At 43.5% G+C, this 14,020-nt stretch carries 12 protein-coding genes; 8 read left to right on the top strand and 4 right to left on the bottom strand.

Annotated features, from left to right (window positions below; genetic code table 11):
- Nucleotides 1-21: 21 nt before the first annotated feature.
- On the bottom strand, nucleotides 22-3,174 hold the full coding sequence (locus tag H580_RS0116495) for a transglycosylase domain-containing protein (RefSeq protein ID WP_028595759.1): 3,153 nt from the start codon (nucleotides 3,172-3,174) through the stop codon (nucleotides 22-24).
- A 340-nt stretch (nucleotides 3,175-3,514) separates the two neighbouring features.
- Nucleotides 3,515-4,114, bottom strand: coding sequence for a 30S ribosomal protein S4 (gene rpsD / locus H580_RS0116490; RefSeq protein WP_028595758.1), 600 nt, complete (start codon nucleotides 4,112-4,114; stop codon nucleotides 3,515-3,517).
- Between the two features lie 524 nt (nucleotides 4,115-4,638).
- Between rpsD and H580_RS24585 the strand changes: the two genes are divergently transcribed.
- The 6 genes from H580_RS24585 to H580_RS0116460 all read left to right on the top strand — a co-directional run bounded on the left by H580_RS24585 (nucleotide 4,639) and on the right by H580_RS0116460 (nucleotide 10,221).
- Nucleotides 4,639-6,609: a sensor domain-containing diguanylate cyclase gene (locus tag H580_RS24585; protein ID WP_051217508.1), complete on the top strand. Its 1,971-nt coding sequence runs from the start codon at nucleotides 4,639-4,641 to the stop codon at nucleotides 6,607-6,609.
- 87 nt (nucleotides 6,610-6,696) lie between these two features.
- Nucleotides 6,697-7,494, top strand: coding sequence for a hypothetical protein (locus H580_RS0116480; RefSeq protein ID WP_028595757.1), 798 nt, complete (start codon nucleotides 6,697-6,699; stop codon nucleotides 7,492-7,494).
- Nucleotides 7,495-7,609: 115 nt separating this feature from the next.
- Complete coding sequence (locus H580_RS0116475; protein WP_028595756.1) at nucleotides 7,610-8,725, top strand: aminopeptidase; 1,116 nt, start codon at nucleotides 7,610-7,612, stop codon at nucleotides 8,723-8,725.
- Between the two features lie 137 nt (nucleotides 8,726-8,862).
- On the top strand, nucleotides 8,863-9,105 hold the full coding sequence (locus H580_RS0116470) for an HPr family phosphocarrier protein (protein ID WP_028595755.1): 243 nt from the start codon (nucleotides 8,863-8,865) through the stop codon (nucleotides 9,103-9,105).
- 145 nt (nucleotides 9,106-9,250) lie between these two features.
- The gene (locus tag H580_RS0116465) at nucleotides 9,251-9,550 is read left to right on the top strand and encodes an Fpa/YlaN family protein (protein ID WP_028595754.1); all 300 of its coding nucleotides are present in this window, start codon (nucleotides 9,251-9,253) and stop codon (nucleotides 9,548-9,550) included.
- A 281-nt stretch (nucleotides 9,551-9,831) separates the two neighbouring features.
- Nucleotides 9,832-10,221, top strand: a complete 390-nt coding sequence (locus H580_RS0116460) for an Asp23/Gls24 family envelope stress response protein (RefSeq protein ID WP_028595753.1) — start codon at nucleotides 9,832-9,834, stop codon at nucleotides 10,219-10,221.
- A gap of 11 nt (nucleotides 10,222-10,232) precedes the next feature.
- On the opposite strand, the gene ftsW is transcribed toward H580_RS0116460, so the two are convergent.
- Together ftsW and H580_RS0116450 are read right to left on the bottom strand one after the other, a co-directional pair.
- The gene (ftsW, locus tag H580_RS0116455; RefSeq protein ID WP_051217548.1) at nucleotides 10,233-11,411 is read right to left on the bottom strand and encodes a putative lipid II flippase FtsW; all 1,179 of its coding nucleotides are present in this window, start codon (nucleotides 11,409-11,411) and stop codon (nucleotides 10,233-10,235) included.
- 112 nt (nucleotides 11,412-11,523) lie between these two features.
- Nucleotides 11,524-11,871 carry a YugN family protein gene (locus H580_RS0116450; RefSeq protein ID WP_028595751.1) on the bottom strand — a complete coding sequence of 116 codons (348 nt, stop codon included), beginning with the start codon at nucleotides 11,869-11,871 and terminating at the stop codon, nucleotides 11,524-11,526.
- Nucleotides 11,872-12,182: 311 nt separating this feature from the next.
- Here H580_RS0116450 and H580_RS0116445 point away from each other — a divergent pair, with 311 nt between their 5' ends.
- Entirely contained in the window at nucleotides 12,183-13,391 is a 1,209-nt protein-coding gene (locus tag H580_RS0116445) for a M20 metallopeptidase family protein (protein ID WP_028595750.1), read from the top strand.
- Nucleotides 13,392-13,488: 97 nt separating this feature from the next.
- Nucleotides 13,489-13,914, top strand: coding sequence for a CBS domain-containing protein (locus H580_RS0116440; protein WP_028595749.1), 426 nt, complete (start codon nucleotides 13,489-13,491; stop codon nucleotides 13,912-13,914).
- Nucleotides 13,915-14,020: the final 106 nt, after the last annotated feature.

Genomic DNA, 14,020 nt, shown 5'->3' with positions numbered 1-14,020 from the left:
CTGTGCATTTGTTGTTTGTTGTTATTCTATCGTCACGCTTGCTGAGGCGGAGGATTCTCCTGCGCGATTCTCAGCCGTTACATGATAAGAGCCTTGCGGAGCATCGCTCGTATAGGTGAATGATGTACTGTTAGTGTTACCTATACGTTTATAGGAACCAGCTTGGCTGCTTTTGTGATACACATGGTATTTAGTAGCTGTAGCAGAGGAGTTCCACGATAGGGACACTCCTCCAGCTGTCTTGCTAGCACTCAGACCTGATGGCGCCTCAGGCTTGATGGATGATGAATCGTTACCAGAAGAACCTGTTTCAGATGATCCATTTCCATTCGTTGTTTGCCCGTTAGTTCCAGGTGTTTCAGTCGTTGAACCAGATGTATTACCTGAATTCGTGCCTGGTTCTAACGATGGATCTGTAGAATTGCCATTGTTCGGATCTGTCGGTGGTGTTCCACCGTTTAATGATGCCGTAGCAGATGCTGCAGATTCTTTACCAACGACATCAACTGCTGTGACGTAGTAGTTATAGCTATGGGTATTAGAAATATCATTGCCGAACGTATAACTGTCACCAGCTAGGACGACTTTCCCCGTTCGTTGATAAGGCTTGCCATCGATAGAACGATACAGACGATAGCCTACAACATCGTTCGAGCCGCTAGGGTTGAAGGTTATCGTTGCCTTGCCATTATTCGATGTGACGCTTACAGAGCTTGGAGCAGTTGGTGCTTTGCCATCATCTTTGCGCGGGTCTTTCTTGGTTGGCGCGTCTGTTGATGCGTCAAGCGGCAAGTACCATTCTAACGAGCGGCGGCTGCTGCCAGACGATAAGTTTCCAAGCGCTCTTCTTAGTTCGTCCATCAAAGTTTGAATCGACTTTTCACGTTTGACAACAACTTTTTGTTGTGTCATGTCATCAGGTGTGGCCGGATTGGCAATATAATTGACACCGTTGTACGTAATATATGTCATGCTGACAAGGACATCTTCGACTTTAGTCGGTACGTATTTGCGGTTAAACAAATCCGTATTGAATTTATCCGTATTTTTGCTCGGCAGCTTACCGCTATAGCCGGATACGGTCATTCTAACGATGTCATCTGGACGCTTGAACGTTTTGTTCTTGAACATTTGTGGCTTGAGCTCAATTGCTTCGTCCATAATTTTTGCCCATATTTGCATCGAATCTTTAACTTCGTTACGACTCAATGTATGTTTTGGCTCTTTAAAGCCGACCCATACACCAAGCGTTACATCAGGACTATAACCAATGAACCAAGAATCCGCATCATTTTGTGTCGTTCCTGTCTTACCGGCAATCGTATAGTCATCATGACGGAATTTTCGATTTACCTCGCCGCCTGTACCATTCGTTACAGCTGTACGCAGCATATCTGTCATTAAATATGCGGTTTGTGGCGATACAACTTGTGTAGGCTTAACTTTATGCGTGTAAACTTCTTTTCCGTTTGAATCTACAATTTTATTGATTAGGAATGCGTCGTTAAATTTACCGCTATTTGCGATTGCCGCATAGGCATTTGTAAATTCTTCTACAGTAACTCCATTCGTTAGTCCACCGATAACACCCGTTTGTGCTTGATAGTCTCGTTCATGTAAGGTAGTAATCCCAAGTTTCTCAACGAAATCCCATGCATTTTTCACTTTGAGCTTCTCGTTGAACAGCTTAATAGCAGGTGCATTCAAAGATTGATTCAAGGCATGCCGAGCTGTTACGAGACCTTGGAACTTACGTCCAGCATTAATCGGAATATGGTATGTTCCATCCCCGTTCTTCAAAATGACTGGAGCATCATCGATAATAGATGCTGGCTGTATAATTCCTTGCTCTAATGCTGGCAAGAAGGCAGCAAGTGTCTTCATCGTTGATCCTGGCTGACGCAGCATCTGAGTGGCATGATTCATCTGTTCTTTGTAGAAATCACGGCCTTCAATCATACCTAAAATAGCGCCTGTACGGTGATCGATCATCATAGCTGCTACTTGTTCTGTGCCTTTAACTGGATGATCCTTTGAGAAATTGTTAGGATCTTCCGCGATATTTCGCATCATCTTGTAAATCTTCTTATCAATCGTAGACGTAATGTGATATCCACCACGTAGAACTTCTGCTTTTGTATCCTCTAGAAGCTGCTGATGCTCTTCTTTGCGCAGATCAGCCTTTGTCATCTCAGGATTTCGGCTAAGTATAAGAGTTTCAACAGCTGCACGTTCTATATCCAACATTAAGTATGGATATGTAGAATATGCTTTCTGCCTCGGCTGCGCTAGTGATTTGCGGATATCGAATTTTAGTGCTTCTTCATATTGCTGCTGCGTAATTTTGTTCTCTTCTAACATCCGCTTTAATACAAGCTTCTGTCTTTTGATTGCGCGATTGATGCCTTTTTCGTTATAAGCGCCTTTACCAGTAAAGGCGGTATAAGCAGAAGGCAGCTGCGGAAGTCCTGCTAAATAGGCGGATTGCGCAATATTCAGTTTATTCAAATCATGAACATTGAATATTCCTTTTGCAGCTGATTTGATTCCAAATACTTGATAGCCGTTTGCACCATTTCCAAATGGCACTTTATTCAAATAGGCTTCTAAAATTTGTTCCTTCGTTAGTATCCGCTCGATGCGCAAGGATAGGAAAATTTCCTTTGCTTTACGTGTATTTGTACGTTCAGCATTTAGAAACACACTTCGAGCAAGCTGTTGCGTTAATGTACTTCCCCCTGTCTGAACAGGTTTATCTAGTACTTGTTGCAATACAGCTCTTGATGTACCTCTTATGTCTATTCCGTTGTGCTCAAAGAAACGGTTATCTTCCGTTGCGATAAGTGCGTCTATTACGACTTTAGGGATCTGATCGTATTTAATAGGGATACGATCTTCTTCTGTGCGAAGCTGACCGATAGGAGTGCCATCATTAAAATAAGCAAACCCGGTTATGGCATTCTCATCAACCTTCTGCACGATATGTTCTTTGGAGCGTATCGGGTCGTCTTTGACGAGAGAGGTAATGTATCCCACCGCAATGCCGCCTGCTAAGAAGCAGCAGAGAACGCCAAATAGCGTGAACCATTTGAACGTATTCCAAATGATACGTCCCACGGAACGCTTTGGACGAGTCGGGTCCCCCTTTGACTTCGTCAATGTCTCCTCAACCATACTTTCTTCCTCCTTAATGATTGCAGCGCTTCCCATTATACCACAAAAAAACACAAGAAAAGTGTCTGTATATTCATGTAAAATACTTTTTGTTTGCGAATAAGATCGAAAATGCGTTTGCTTGCAATCGCCACTCTTCCATGGAAGAGGTTGGTGAAATAGTAGAGCTAGTGTGCGAATGTGATAGAGGATAGTTCCTTCTTTTGAAGTTATGTAGCAATGATGATATTGATGTCCTGATGGATGACTAAAGCTTGAGGCTGAACGTGGGGAGGTTAATAAAAAAAGAGGATATCCTCCAAGTTGGATAACTTGAAAGATAACCTCTTCTTCACATTGATTAACGGCTGTAGAACTCGACGATTTGCTTCTCATCGATTTCTTGGGACAACTCAGCGCGCTCTGGAAGGCGAACATACTTACCTTCAACAGCTGCATCGTTGAACTCCAAGTAGCCTGGCAAGTGGTGACGGCCTTCGATAGCTTCTTTAACCACTTTCAAGCTGCGGGATTTCTCACGCAAGCCGATAACGTCGCCAATGCTTACAGAGTAAGAAGCGATGTCAACTTTTTTACCGTTTACAGTTACGTGACCGTGGGATACCAACTGACGAGCTCCTGCACGGGAGTTGGAGAATCCAAGACGGTAAACAAGGTTGTCAAGACGGCTCTCAAGCAAGAACATGAAGTTCTCACCAGCGATACCTTGCAACTTCGTAGCGCGGTTGAACAAGTTGCGGAATTGCTTCTCGTTCATGCCGTACATGTGACGAAGTTTTTGTTTTTCTTGAAGCTGAACACCGTATCCGCTCAATTTTTTACGTTGATTTGGACCGTGTTGTCCTGGAGGATAAGCACGCTTCAATTCTTTACCAGTACCGCTCAAGGAAATTCCAAGACGACGGCTTAATTTAAACTTAGGACCTGTGTAACGAGACATATTATATTGACTCCTTTTTCGTTCAAGTATAGGTTAGAATGCGGGTCTTTTGCGTCGAATTCATACTTAATGCAGACTCAATCGATTCGTGTCGTTGAGTAAGCTCAGACATAGATGTTCAGCCGCAGCCATGCCTGCTATGAGATTCGTGAGGGTGACACAGATTCGCCCATATACATCAAGTAATTCTATAAGATAAGGCCAAGTCATGTCAAGATCCAGAATGTGAATCTAAATATACAATAAGTTGAAAAGTCGAAAAATTATCTTGAAATCATGACATATTTATGATTAGTTTTAATGTAGGATAATTTTTCAAGGGAAAGTATGTCATTACTAATTTACATATCGAACAGCATTAGGTTTAGGATTTCCAATTCGTAGATGAAGTATACGAATTTCTATTCCTCGACATAGTTCTTATGGCCTAAAAAGTTTTGCGACGATGATTGGACGTAGTACCTTTTCACAGTAATCTATTGTATGATTAATGAAAGAGACTATAGCGTTTGAAGGAGAAGGAAATGACGAATCGTCGACTCCATCCTCAGAGCAATGCTGGCTTGATAGCCAACTATCAACAGAATTGGAAGCGTAGTTTTGGTGCTGATCGAAGCCCAGAACATTGGCTGCTGCAACGTGATATCACGCTGCATGATTTGCCGTACACGCATTCTCTTCTACAAACCGCATATATCCAATGGTTACTAGAAATCCCATCCTCAATACGCAAGCATCTGAAATGTGTATTGTTGTATGACTATAAAGGTGAATGTTTGGAAGGTTTGGACAAGCTGAATGAGCTAGGAACGGCTACGCCAATACAAGAGCTCGTACAGCGTGTACTATCTAAGCGCAAACCCGTGTGGGATGAAGAAACAGAATACGCAGGCAAAGTAGCTGCATTTCCAATCGTTTCTCGATATACAAAGGAATTGATTGGTATCGTTCTATTTGTATGCGAGGAGTCGGACTTGCTGCATTCGTTTGCGTTAGAAGGTTGGGTGTACGCTCTAAGAACCCATTTTTATCGCGAGTTCGAGCATTTGTTTGTAGAAGAGATGTATCATACACACCGTATGTCAGAGCGAGAAGCAGAGCGGCGAGAAGTGTTGTATTATGTGATGCGCCATATTCACGATCGGATAGATGTTGATTCTGTTCTATCGCAGATTATAGATGGCATACAGCGGCTCGTGCCAGATACGATTGTCGAGGTATACTTGTCTCAAGATCACCGCAGCGAGAATCCTAATGTCAAAGCGTTAGTGTTCAAGTCATGGGGCGATCCAATTGTTATGGAAGCCTTTATGAAAGGGGAAACATGCACCGCGAACTCTGATTCCGGATTCGAGGTTGCTTTTGCTCTTAACGGTAAACAAGGCTCGTATGGTGTGCTGAAGCTAATTTTCGCACAAGAGCAGCCCGAAACTTCTGATCTTCAAGTTATCGAGCTTATTGTCGAAACAGCTGGTACAGCATTTGAGAATGCACGATTGCATGAGCATGCCAACAATGTTATCCAAGAACTGCGTCTTATTAATGAATTAACGAAACGCATTAATCAGAGCTTGCGTTTACGTGATGTGTTTGATGATGCTATGCATGAGCTGCTGCGAGTATTCCATGCTGATTTCTGCATGCTGCTGCAGCTTAATGAGGACAAGTCCTTGTTTGAAGTTGTTTCTTCCAACATGGCTGAATATGTAGGATCGTCGTACTCCACTCAAAAAGGATTGTTTGGATACGTACTTAACTTGCGTGAGCCAGTTATTATTTCTGACAGTGAAGACCATCATATTGAGCGTATTCAAATGATTGAAGATTTAGGATTGCGCTCTATTATTGCCGCACCACTGTTTAGTGGTGGTGAATTAGTAGGAATTGTGGCGGTTGCCGATAAACGTCCTCATTTCTTTACGTATGATAATTTTAAATTGTTGCAAATGCTAAGTGCGCATCTAGGTCTTGCAATAGCAAATGCAACTTTACATGATCGTGTGAAGCATCTAGCGAATAAAGATCAGCTCACGGGCTTGTATGCAAGGCATTATTTGGACAAGCAAGTGAACCGTCAGCAGCAAAAAGATTTTTGCGGCTCGTTAATTGTTGTAGATATTGATTATTTTAAGCAGGTTAATGATACGTTTGGCCACCAGATTGGCGATAAAATACTCATTCAAGTCAGTGATATTATTCGATCCTCCATAAGAGAAACCGATATTGCATCACGTTGGGGAGGCGAGGAAATTGCGGTGTACCTGCCTCAGCTTAATACGGCCCAAACAAAGAAAGTTGCAGAACGCATTCGCAATCGTGTAGAGCAGGAAACGGACCCAAAAGTAACGGTTTCTTGCGGAGTTGCAGAGTGGAGTTGGCAAGATGAGAAGGTAAGTGTTGAAACGTTATTTTATCGAGCAGATATGGCACTGTACGAAGCGAAGAAAAAAGGGCGCAATGTGATTCAAATTGCATCTGGCGAAGAACATGTATAATTGCCCTTCATATGAGTGAGTCTAAACGGGATGAGTCGATGTGCTCATCCCGTTATTTGTCTTCGTTCAGGAATGGAGGGGTCCCCTATGTTGAGGAACAGGGGCTGCACAATTTGGAATCGGAAAATAAATGTAGGGATCGTCTTGCTGTTGCTATTCGGATTGGTAGGATGCGATGCGCCGTTCTCTCAAAAGCCTGAAGAGGTTCTGACTCGTGCTATCAGTGGAATGGCAGGTAAAGATCAGTTCTTTTTCGAGGGGATAGGCGAACTGAAAGTTGGAGAAGGTCAACTAAAGACGAAGACGATTCGGTTTCAAGGTGAGGTTCACAATCACAGAAGCACCCGTATGAAAATGACTCGGCAAGAGTATGCGGAAACGACGCCTCAACGCTGGAATCCTATTCGACTGCTTACTGACATTCGTACGTCTCATAAACAAGTGAGCTATGTGGATTCAGCCGTGGCTGCTGCCGTTGGGAATGACGTTGACAGCTCTCCATCAGAAGCAGATCGGCCCAAAATACTCGTTCGTGTTGATCTTAATCCTGAAGAGGCTAAACGTGTGTTTGGCGAGCGAATGCTAGAGGAGTTCGATACCGCTGTTGTGCCAAGTCGAATATGGTCGCAAGGCAAGGAAGAACGTTCAGAGGCAGAACAGCAAGCGTTGAAATCTCTTCTTTATAACCAAGTTGAAAGCTATCGAAACTGTTTTATTCAGATGCTTCAAGAGGCAGAAGTGAAGGCCAGTTACTATGTGTGGATAGACCGCAAATCTCAGCTCCCACATCGGATCGAAGGTCAAATGGATGTTGCTTATAAAGATCAAGGAGTTCCTTACAAAGAAGCAATTCGAACGACGGCGAAGTTTACGCAATTCCGCTGACTTCTGGCTCCTTACATGGTACAATATCGTCATTGCGGAAAAGTTAACCAACAGTTAATTAAGATTGTTATAATCGCAATGTTAACAGCAAAGGCGAACTAGAGGAGGAGCATGTATGAAAGATCCTAGAATACAAAAATTAGCAGAGAATTTAGTGCAATACTCCGTAGATGTCCAACCCGGTGAACATATTTTGGTAGAAATGATTGGTTCTGAGCGTGAGCTCGTAGAATGTTTAGTTCATGAAATTGCGAAACGCGGTGGACACCCTCATGTTGAGCTTACGGACCGCAAAGTTCAGCGGGCATTGCTGATGAATGCAACGAAGGAGCAAATGGAAACGTGGAAAGAGTACGATCTTCTTCGTATGCAGCGTATGGACGGTTATATTGGCATTCGTGCAGGTGAGAACGTAAATGAAATGTCGGATGTTCCAGCGGATAAAATGAAGCTGTATGAGTCTTTTTATTCACATCCCGTACATATGGAAGAGCGCGTAAAGCGTACGAAGTGGGTCGTATTGCGCTATCCTAACGCATCGATGGCACAGTTGTCGAATACATCGACGGAAGCGTTTGAGAACTTCTATTTTGACGTATGTACGTTAGATTACACGAAAATGGATCAGGCTATGGAAGTTTTGAAAGAACTCATGGAGCGAACGGATCGTGTGCGTCTAGTAGGTAAGGGAACGGATTTGACATTCTCAATCAAAGGAATTCCAGCAGTGAAGTGCGCAGGAAAGCTTAATATTCCAGATGGAGAAATTTATACATCACCAGTAAGAGATTCTGTAAACGGGACGATCACATACAATGCGCCAACGTTGTACAGTGGCACAACGTTTGAAAGCGTATCTTTCCGTTTCGAGAATGGCAAGATTGTTGAAGCTACAAGCAACAATACGACACGTCTGAACGAAATTCTAGATTCAGATGAAGGCGCTCGCTACATTGGTGAGTTCGCTATTGGTGTGAATCCATATATTCTTCACCCGATGAAAGACATTTTATTTGATGAAAAGATTACGGGCAGCATTCACTTTACACCAGGACAGGCTTATGAGCAGGCTGATAACGGAAATCGTTCTTCCATTCATTGGGATCTCGTTATGATTCAGCGTCCAGAGTATGGTGGGGGAGAAATGTATTTTGATGATGTACTAGTACGTAAAGACGGCTTGTTTGTTCTTCCTGAATTGGACGTTCTTAATCCAGATAATTTGAAATAGAAAGTGAATAAGGATGAAATTCCCATCCTTGGAATGGCCAATTGTTGCGCTTCTCCCTTGCATCTAGAGATAAATTCAAGGTATGATGGAATTAGCAAACACTCATGTGCACAGAGTTTGATATTGGAGGGATTACAATGGCAGACAACAATGCTGCAGTCGTGGAAATTTCACAAAAGGCGAGCTCTTTCCGTTCTTCCATCGTGCTTCAAGCAGAAAATAAGTATATCGATGTTAAGAGCATTCTAGGCTTGTTCACAACACTGGTAAACAGCCATGCTTATGAACTACATGTTCATGGCCCAGATGCTGAAGAAGCAAAGAAAACAATGATAGAAGTGTTCCAGAAGCATGGTCTGAACATTAACATTGTTGAATAGTTATTCTATATAACTACGTAAGAGAAAGCCGAGTAACGTAATTCGTTCTCGGCTTTTTCCATGCCTACATCTTGTGTTCAATGTCATGATCGTCTAATATGATAATAGAACAATCGTGACCTCAGGTCATAGGGGGGAATTAGATATGACATCGTCGAATGTGCTGCAACAGTTGAACGATCGAGCGCTCGCCCTGTTGGAAGATGAGGCGCATCAAATAGAGAAGCTGATTCAAGTTCAGATGGAGAACTTGGCTACACGCTACTGTCCTCTCTATGAGGAAGTGTTGGACACGCAGATGTACGGATTCTCTCGCCAGGTCGACTTCGCTGTAAAAGCGGGTCTGTTACAAGAGCAGACAGGCAAACAGCTTGTCAGCAAGTTAGAACGGAATCTGGCAACCTTATACGAAGCATTGGAAAACCGTTCGGTATCTTCTTCGTAACGAAGCTTGGGTGACTGTAGTCGCCCAAGCTTTTTTGATCATAATATAGAACAATAAGCATTTCCTTATTAAAATACCTCTAACTTCTATGATGATTGAAACGAATTAAGAAAGTAAGAAAGTCTCTACATGCAGCTGCGTATTCTCAAATGACTGAATTAAGCATTTTTTTGCAGCTATTTCGTGTTTCACATTTAGACAACATTCGCGAAGTTTCAACATTTGATTTCGGCGTTCAGTATCGGTACAATATTATTAAATGGAAAAGGAGGATGACGACGATGACGGAAGAGCAATTGATGAATCAAGAGGGGAATATTCGGATATCAGATGATGTCGTCGCCACCATTGCAGGACTTGCTGCCCTTGAAACTCCAGGTATTGCTGCAATGTCAGGGGGGCTGTCGGAAGGATGGGCTAAGCGTCTTTCAGGCAAGAACGTACAAAAAGGGGTTTCAGTCGAAGTAGGGCAACTAGAGACGGCGATTGACTTGCGTATTGTAGTACTGTATGGTATGCCAATTCATGAGGTTTGTCGTCAGCTTCAGCTGACAGTTCGAGAAGCTGTACAGAACATGACAGGCCTGACAGTTGTGGAAGTGAACATCAAGGTTGAAGGTGTAGCCTTTAAAGATGAAGAACTAGATGAAATTCAGCGTGTTGTACGCTAAAGAAAAAAAGACTACAGAGGCCTAATAGGCCGGTAGTCTTTTTTTTGTGTACGGGTTTGGGATGATTTACGCTCAGATGTCCGCTCTACACGACTCTGCTCACGGGAAATACTGAGTAGTATACCGATGCTTGTCATCGTAATAAGTAGAGATGATCCACCGTAACTGATAAACGGCAAAGTAACACCTGTAATCGGTATCGTACGAGTTACACCGCCAATATTAATAAATGCCTGGATGGCGATGCAGCCCATAATACCGACCCCCACTAGTGTGCCGAAAATATCAGGACAGCGCAGCGCGATTAATAAACCGCGCCAAACAAAGTAGGCGTAAATGAGCAGGAAGATTGATGTGAAAATAAAGCCGAGTTCTTCTGCAATGACAGCAAAAATAAAATCATTATAAGGATAAGGCAAATAGAACAGCTTCTGAATGCTTTGCCCGAATCCAGTGCCGAACCAGCCGCCATGTGCAATGGCCTTCAAGGAATGAAGTAGATTGTAGCTGGCGTGCTGTGGATCATAGAATGGATCCAACCAAGACTTGATCCGGTCCATCTGGTACCCTTGTGAAAATGGGCTGCCACCTGAGATCAAAGCGTTAATACCTAATACAATTAATATCCCTAGCACACCGACTATAAAGCAATTGAATATATGCTTCAAATTGGCGCCCCCTGCGATAACGATGACACCTGCTGTCAATGTCAAAATAACAGCAGAACCAAAGTCAGGCTGGAGCATAATTAAGCCGACAACAACGCCGACGATAATCATGACGGGGAACAGGCCTGTTTTAAAATTACGGAAGCTCTCGCCTTTCTTGGCGATTAGAGCAGACAAATATAACACAAGTGTTATTTTTGCTACCTCAGTAGGCTGTATTCCTAAGCCTCCGATTCCAAACCAACTTCGTGCTCCGTTACGTTCTTCTCCAACGTATGGAACAAGAAGAAGCATAAGAAGGGTGATTAGGAAGAATGGCATAAACCATCTTTTGAAAAACATATAGGGTATGTTCATCGTTATAAGCAATGCAATGGTACCAAGTACAGCCCACATCATTTGCTTCTTTACAAAATAAAAGGCATCGAAGTTCATCTTTTGAGAAACAGCTGCGACGTTAGAACTCGCGCTGAATATCATAACGATTCCGAAGCCGACAAGCAGCAATGTGAGTGCAAGCATCGTGAAATCCGGCGTGCCACGGCTGAGTTGTTGTTTCTGAGGTGACTGACGTTTAGTTGGCTTAGCTGGTGGTTTGATGGATTTGTAAGTCGTCCGATTCAAAATGATCCTCTTATGCGCTCAGAGCTTGCTTAAGTGCAGACAGCTTGTCTGAAGCCGCATTGACAATCGGTTGAGGGATAGGTGTCTCATAATCTAAGCCGTGTGGGAATGTAGCTCTTCCCATGTACACATGCTCGATTTCAAGCAATGCATCAGGCTTTTCCAGCTTGCCCTCTTTTACTCTCGTGTTAATGCGCAAATAGTAATCTTCGCCGCTTTTTTTGTCTTCGATCTTGAAATCGTATGTAGCGCGGTAATATTCCCATTGCCAGCGAACGAAGCCTAGTGATTCACTTACTTCGTCAATGTGTGCTAAGTCCGTTACAAGCCCATTAAGGCCGGAGTTGTCAATAATCATGTGCCGATTCCTCCCTTATTCTACTAACGTCTAGTTCAACCTCCATTCCATGATAGTATGTTTCTACATCAACCGCAAGATATCCCAGTAGGGAAGGAGCGCAGATAGCCATTTTTAACAAAAAGAATGCGTTTCATTTTCGTAATATAGTCCGTTCAAGGAAAAAGATTGTGTTACAATAATAGGCAATCTAGCGAACGTTATCTATATATAAGCGGATGCGTACGGTAAGGCGAGTGTCTTCGCATGATACGTGAAAAACAGTCACATACATAAATAAAACTTGTACCAGCAGAAGGGTGGAAGTAAGGATGAGTTATAATTGGTTCAATCAACAGTTGCTAGAACTGAACGAACAGATAGTAGCTTGGCGTCGATATTTGCATCAGCATCCTGAACGTTCCTATCATGAAGAGCAGACTGCAAGCTATATAGCGGAGCAGCTTAATACGATGGGGATTGACTATCGTAGTGGAGTTGGCGGTCATGGTATCGTCGCTACTATTTTCGCTAATGAACAGGATAGTGATCCCATTGTAGCCTTGCGTGCTGATATGGATGCGTTGGAAATACAGGATGAAAAGCAGTGTGAGTATACATCGACTGTGCCTGGGACGATGCACGCGTGCGGTCATGATGGACATATGGCTGCTCTGTTGGCGGTGGCGAGTGTATTGCAGCGTAATAGAGACAAATGGCGAGGGCAAGTGCGCTTGCTGTTTCAACCAGCTGAAGAGGTTAGTCCTGGTGGAGCCCAGCAGATGATCAAGGATGGAGCGTTAGATGGTGTTTCCTCCATATATGGGGTTCACCTCTGGACACCGATTCCATACGGAAAGCTTGCTATTTGCGAAGGTCCAATGATGGCGGCGGTAGATGACTTTTTCTTAACGATAAATGGCAAGGGCGGACATGGTGGAATGCCGCATACTTGCATCGATGCAGTAGTCGTTGGTGCCGCGCTCGTGCAGCAGCTGCAAACCATTGTTAGTCGTCATCTCTCTCCACTAGAGCCTGCTGTTGTCTCTGTTGGTACGCTGCAAGCAGGAAAAACCCAAAATATTATTGCAGATCGAGCGATCATGAATGGTACGCTTCGTTCGTTTAGTCCGGTTGTTCGAGAGCAGATAATCGAACGTTTGGAGCATATTACACGACATGTTTGCGAGATGTATGGTGCTTCTTATGAATTGCACATTCGACGTGGATATCCGGCATTGAATAATGATTTGATTGAGACGGAGCGTATGCGTGCAGTAGTTGTTGAACGGTTTGGTGCAGCAGCGTTGGAAGTAGCTGAGAAAATGATGCCAGCTGAAGACTTTGCCTACTATGGTCAGCATATACCTGCCTCATTTATACTAGTAGGTGCTGGTAATGAGCAAGAAGCAAAGTACCCTCATCATCACCCGATGTTTGATTTCGATGAGAGAGCTATGATTGTGGCAGCAGAGCTGCTAGGTGTGACAGCGTTGGAGGCATTAGAACACAAATACCGTGAGGTTGGTGTGAATGCATAATAGTCGAGCGGGAGTCAGCAGTGAATGAGGGCATAGCTTTAAGGGGATGATAACCATGTGTTGGAACAATGTAAAGTATCCTCGGGAGGAATTGTCCATGACTATCGTTCGTGAAGTGATGACTACGTCTTGTGCTGCGCTCACGCTGCTAGATAATGTGTATGAAGCTGCTGTGATGATGAAGGAACATAATATTGGCTTTGTTCCTGTAGTGGATCAAGGGCTTGTTGTCGGCGTTGTAACAGATAGAGATATTGTCATTCGCGGTGTAGCGGGAAAAAGGCCTAATTCGGCTCGGATTCGAGATGTGATGACAGAAGAACTTATAGCTGTAGGACCGGATACATCTATCGAGGCTGCTGCTGCGTTAATGTCCGATAAACAAATACGTCGCTTGCTCGTTACGAATAATGGCAGATTAGAAGGGATTGTGGCACTAGGCGACTTAGCTGTTCGTACGCCACTTGTTCATGAAGCGGGGCATGCGTTAAGTGAAATTTCAGAGTCGTCGTATACGCATTAATGATTAGGAATTCGGTTAATACGATCATCTTTCTCCTGAGTGTATGCGCTTCTTCGGGTGAGTAAGCAGCCTGAAGTGCTGCATAGGGGAAGATGATTTTTTTATA

Origin of the sequence: Paenibacillus assamensis DSM 18201, from assembly GCF_000422445.1 — a bacterium.
In the GTDB taxonomy this organism is placed as follows: Bacteria; Bacillota; Bacilli; order Paenibacillales; family Paenibacillaceae; genus Paenibacillus_B; species Paenibacillus_B assamensis.
This window is presented reverse-complemented; position numbering and strand designations above follow the sequence as displayed.

What these genes read in the sequence shown, in the direction of transcription:
- H580_RS0116445 (WP_028595750.1), top strand. Translation starts at nt 12,183, where the DNA reads ATGAGTTATAATTGGTTCAATCAACAGTTGCTAGAACTGAACGAACAG.
- H580_RS0116475 (WP_028595756.1), top strand. Translation starts at nt 7,610, where the DNA reads ATGAAAGATCCTAGAATACAAAAATTAGCAGAGAATTTAGTGCAATAC.
- H580_RS0116440 (WP_028595749.1), top strand. Translation starts at nt 13,489, where the DNA reads ATGACTATCGTTCGTGAAGTGATGACTACGTCTTGTGCTGCGCTCACG.
- H580_RS0116480 (WP_028595757.1), top strand. Translation starts at nt 6,697, where the DNA reads ATGTTGAGGAACAGGGGCTGCACAATTTGGAATCGGAAAATAAATGTA.
- H580_RS0116460 (WP_028595753.1), top strand. Translation starts at nt 9,832, where the DNA reads ATGACGGAAGAGCAATTGATGAATCAAGAGGGGAATATTCGGATATCA.
- rpsD (WP_028595758.1), bottom strand. Translation starts at nt 4,114, where the DNA reads ATGTCTCGTTACACAGGTCCTAAGTTTAAATTAAGCCGTCGTCTTGGA.
- H580_RS0116450 (WP_028595751.1), bottom strand. Translation starts at nt 11,871, where the DNA reads ATGATTATTGACAACTCCGGCCTTAATGGGCTTGTAACGGACTTAGCA.
- ftsW (WP_051217548.1), bottom strand. Translation starts at nt 11,411, where the DNA reads ATGCTTGCACTCACATTGCTGCTTGTCGGCTTCGGAATCGTTATGATA.
- H580_RS0116470 (WP_028595755.1), top strand. Translation starts at nt 8,863, where the DNA reads ATGGCAGACAACAATGCTGCAGTCGTGGAAATTTCACAAAAGGCGAGC.
- H580_RS24585 (WP_051217508.1), top strand. Translation starts at nt 4,639, where the DNA reads ATGACGAATCGTCGACTCCATCCTCAGAGCAATGCTGGCTTGATAGCC.
- H580_RS0116495 (WP_028595759.1), bottom strand. Translation starts at nt 3,174, where the DNA reads ATGGTTGAGGAGACATTGACGAAGTCAAAGGGGGACCCGACTCGTCCA.
- H580_RS0116465 (WP_028595754.1), top strand. Translation starts at nt 9,251, where the DNA reads ATGACATCGTCGAATGTGCTGCAACAGTTGAACGATCGAGCGCTCGCC.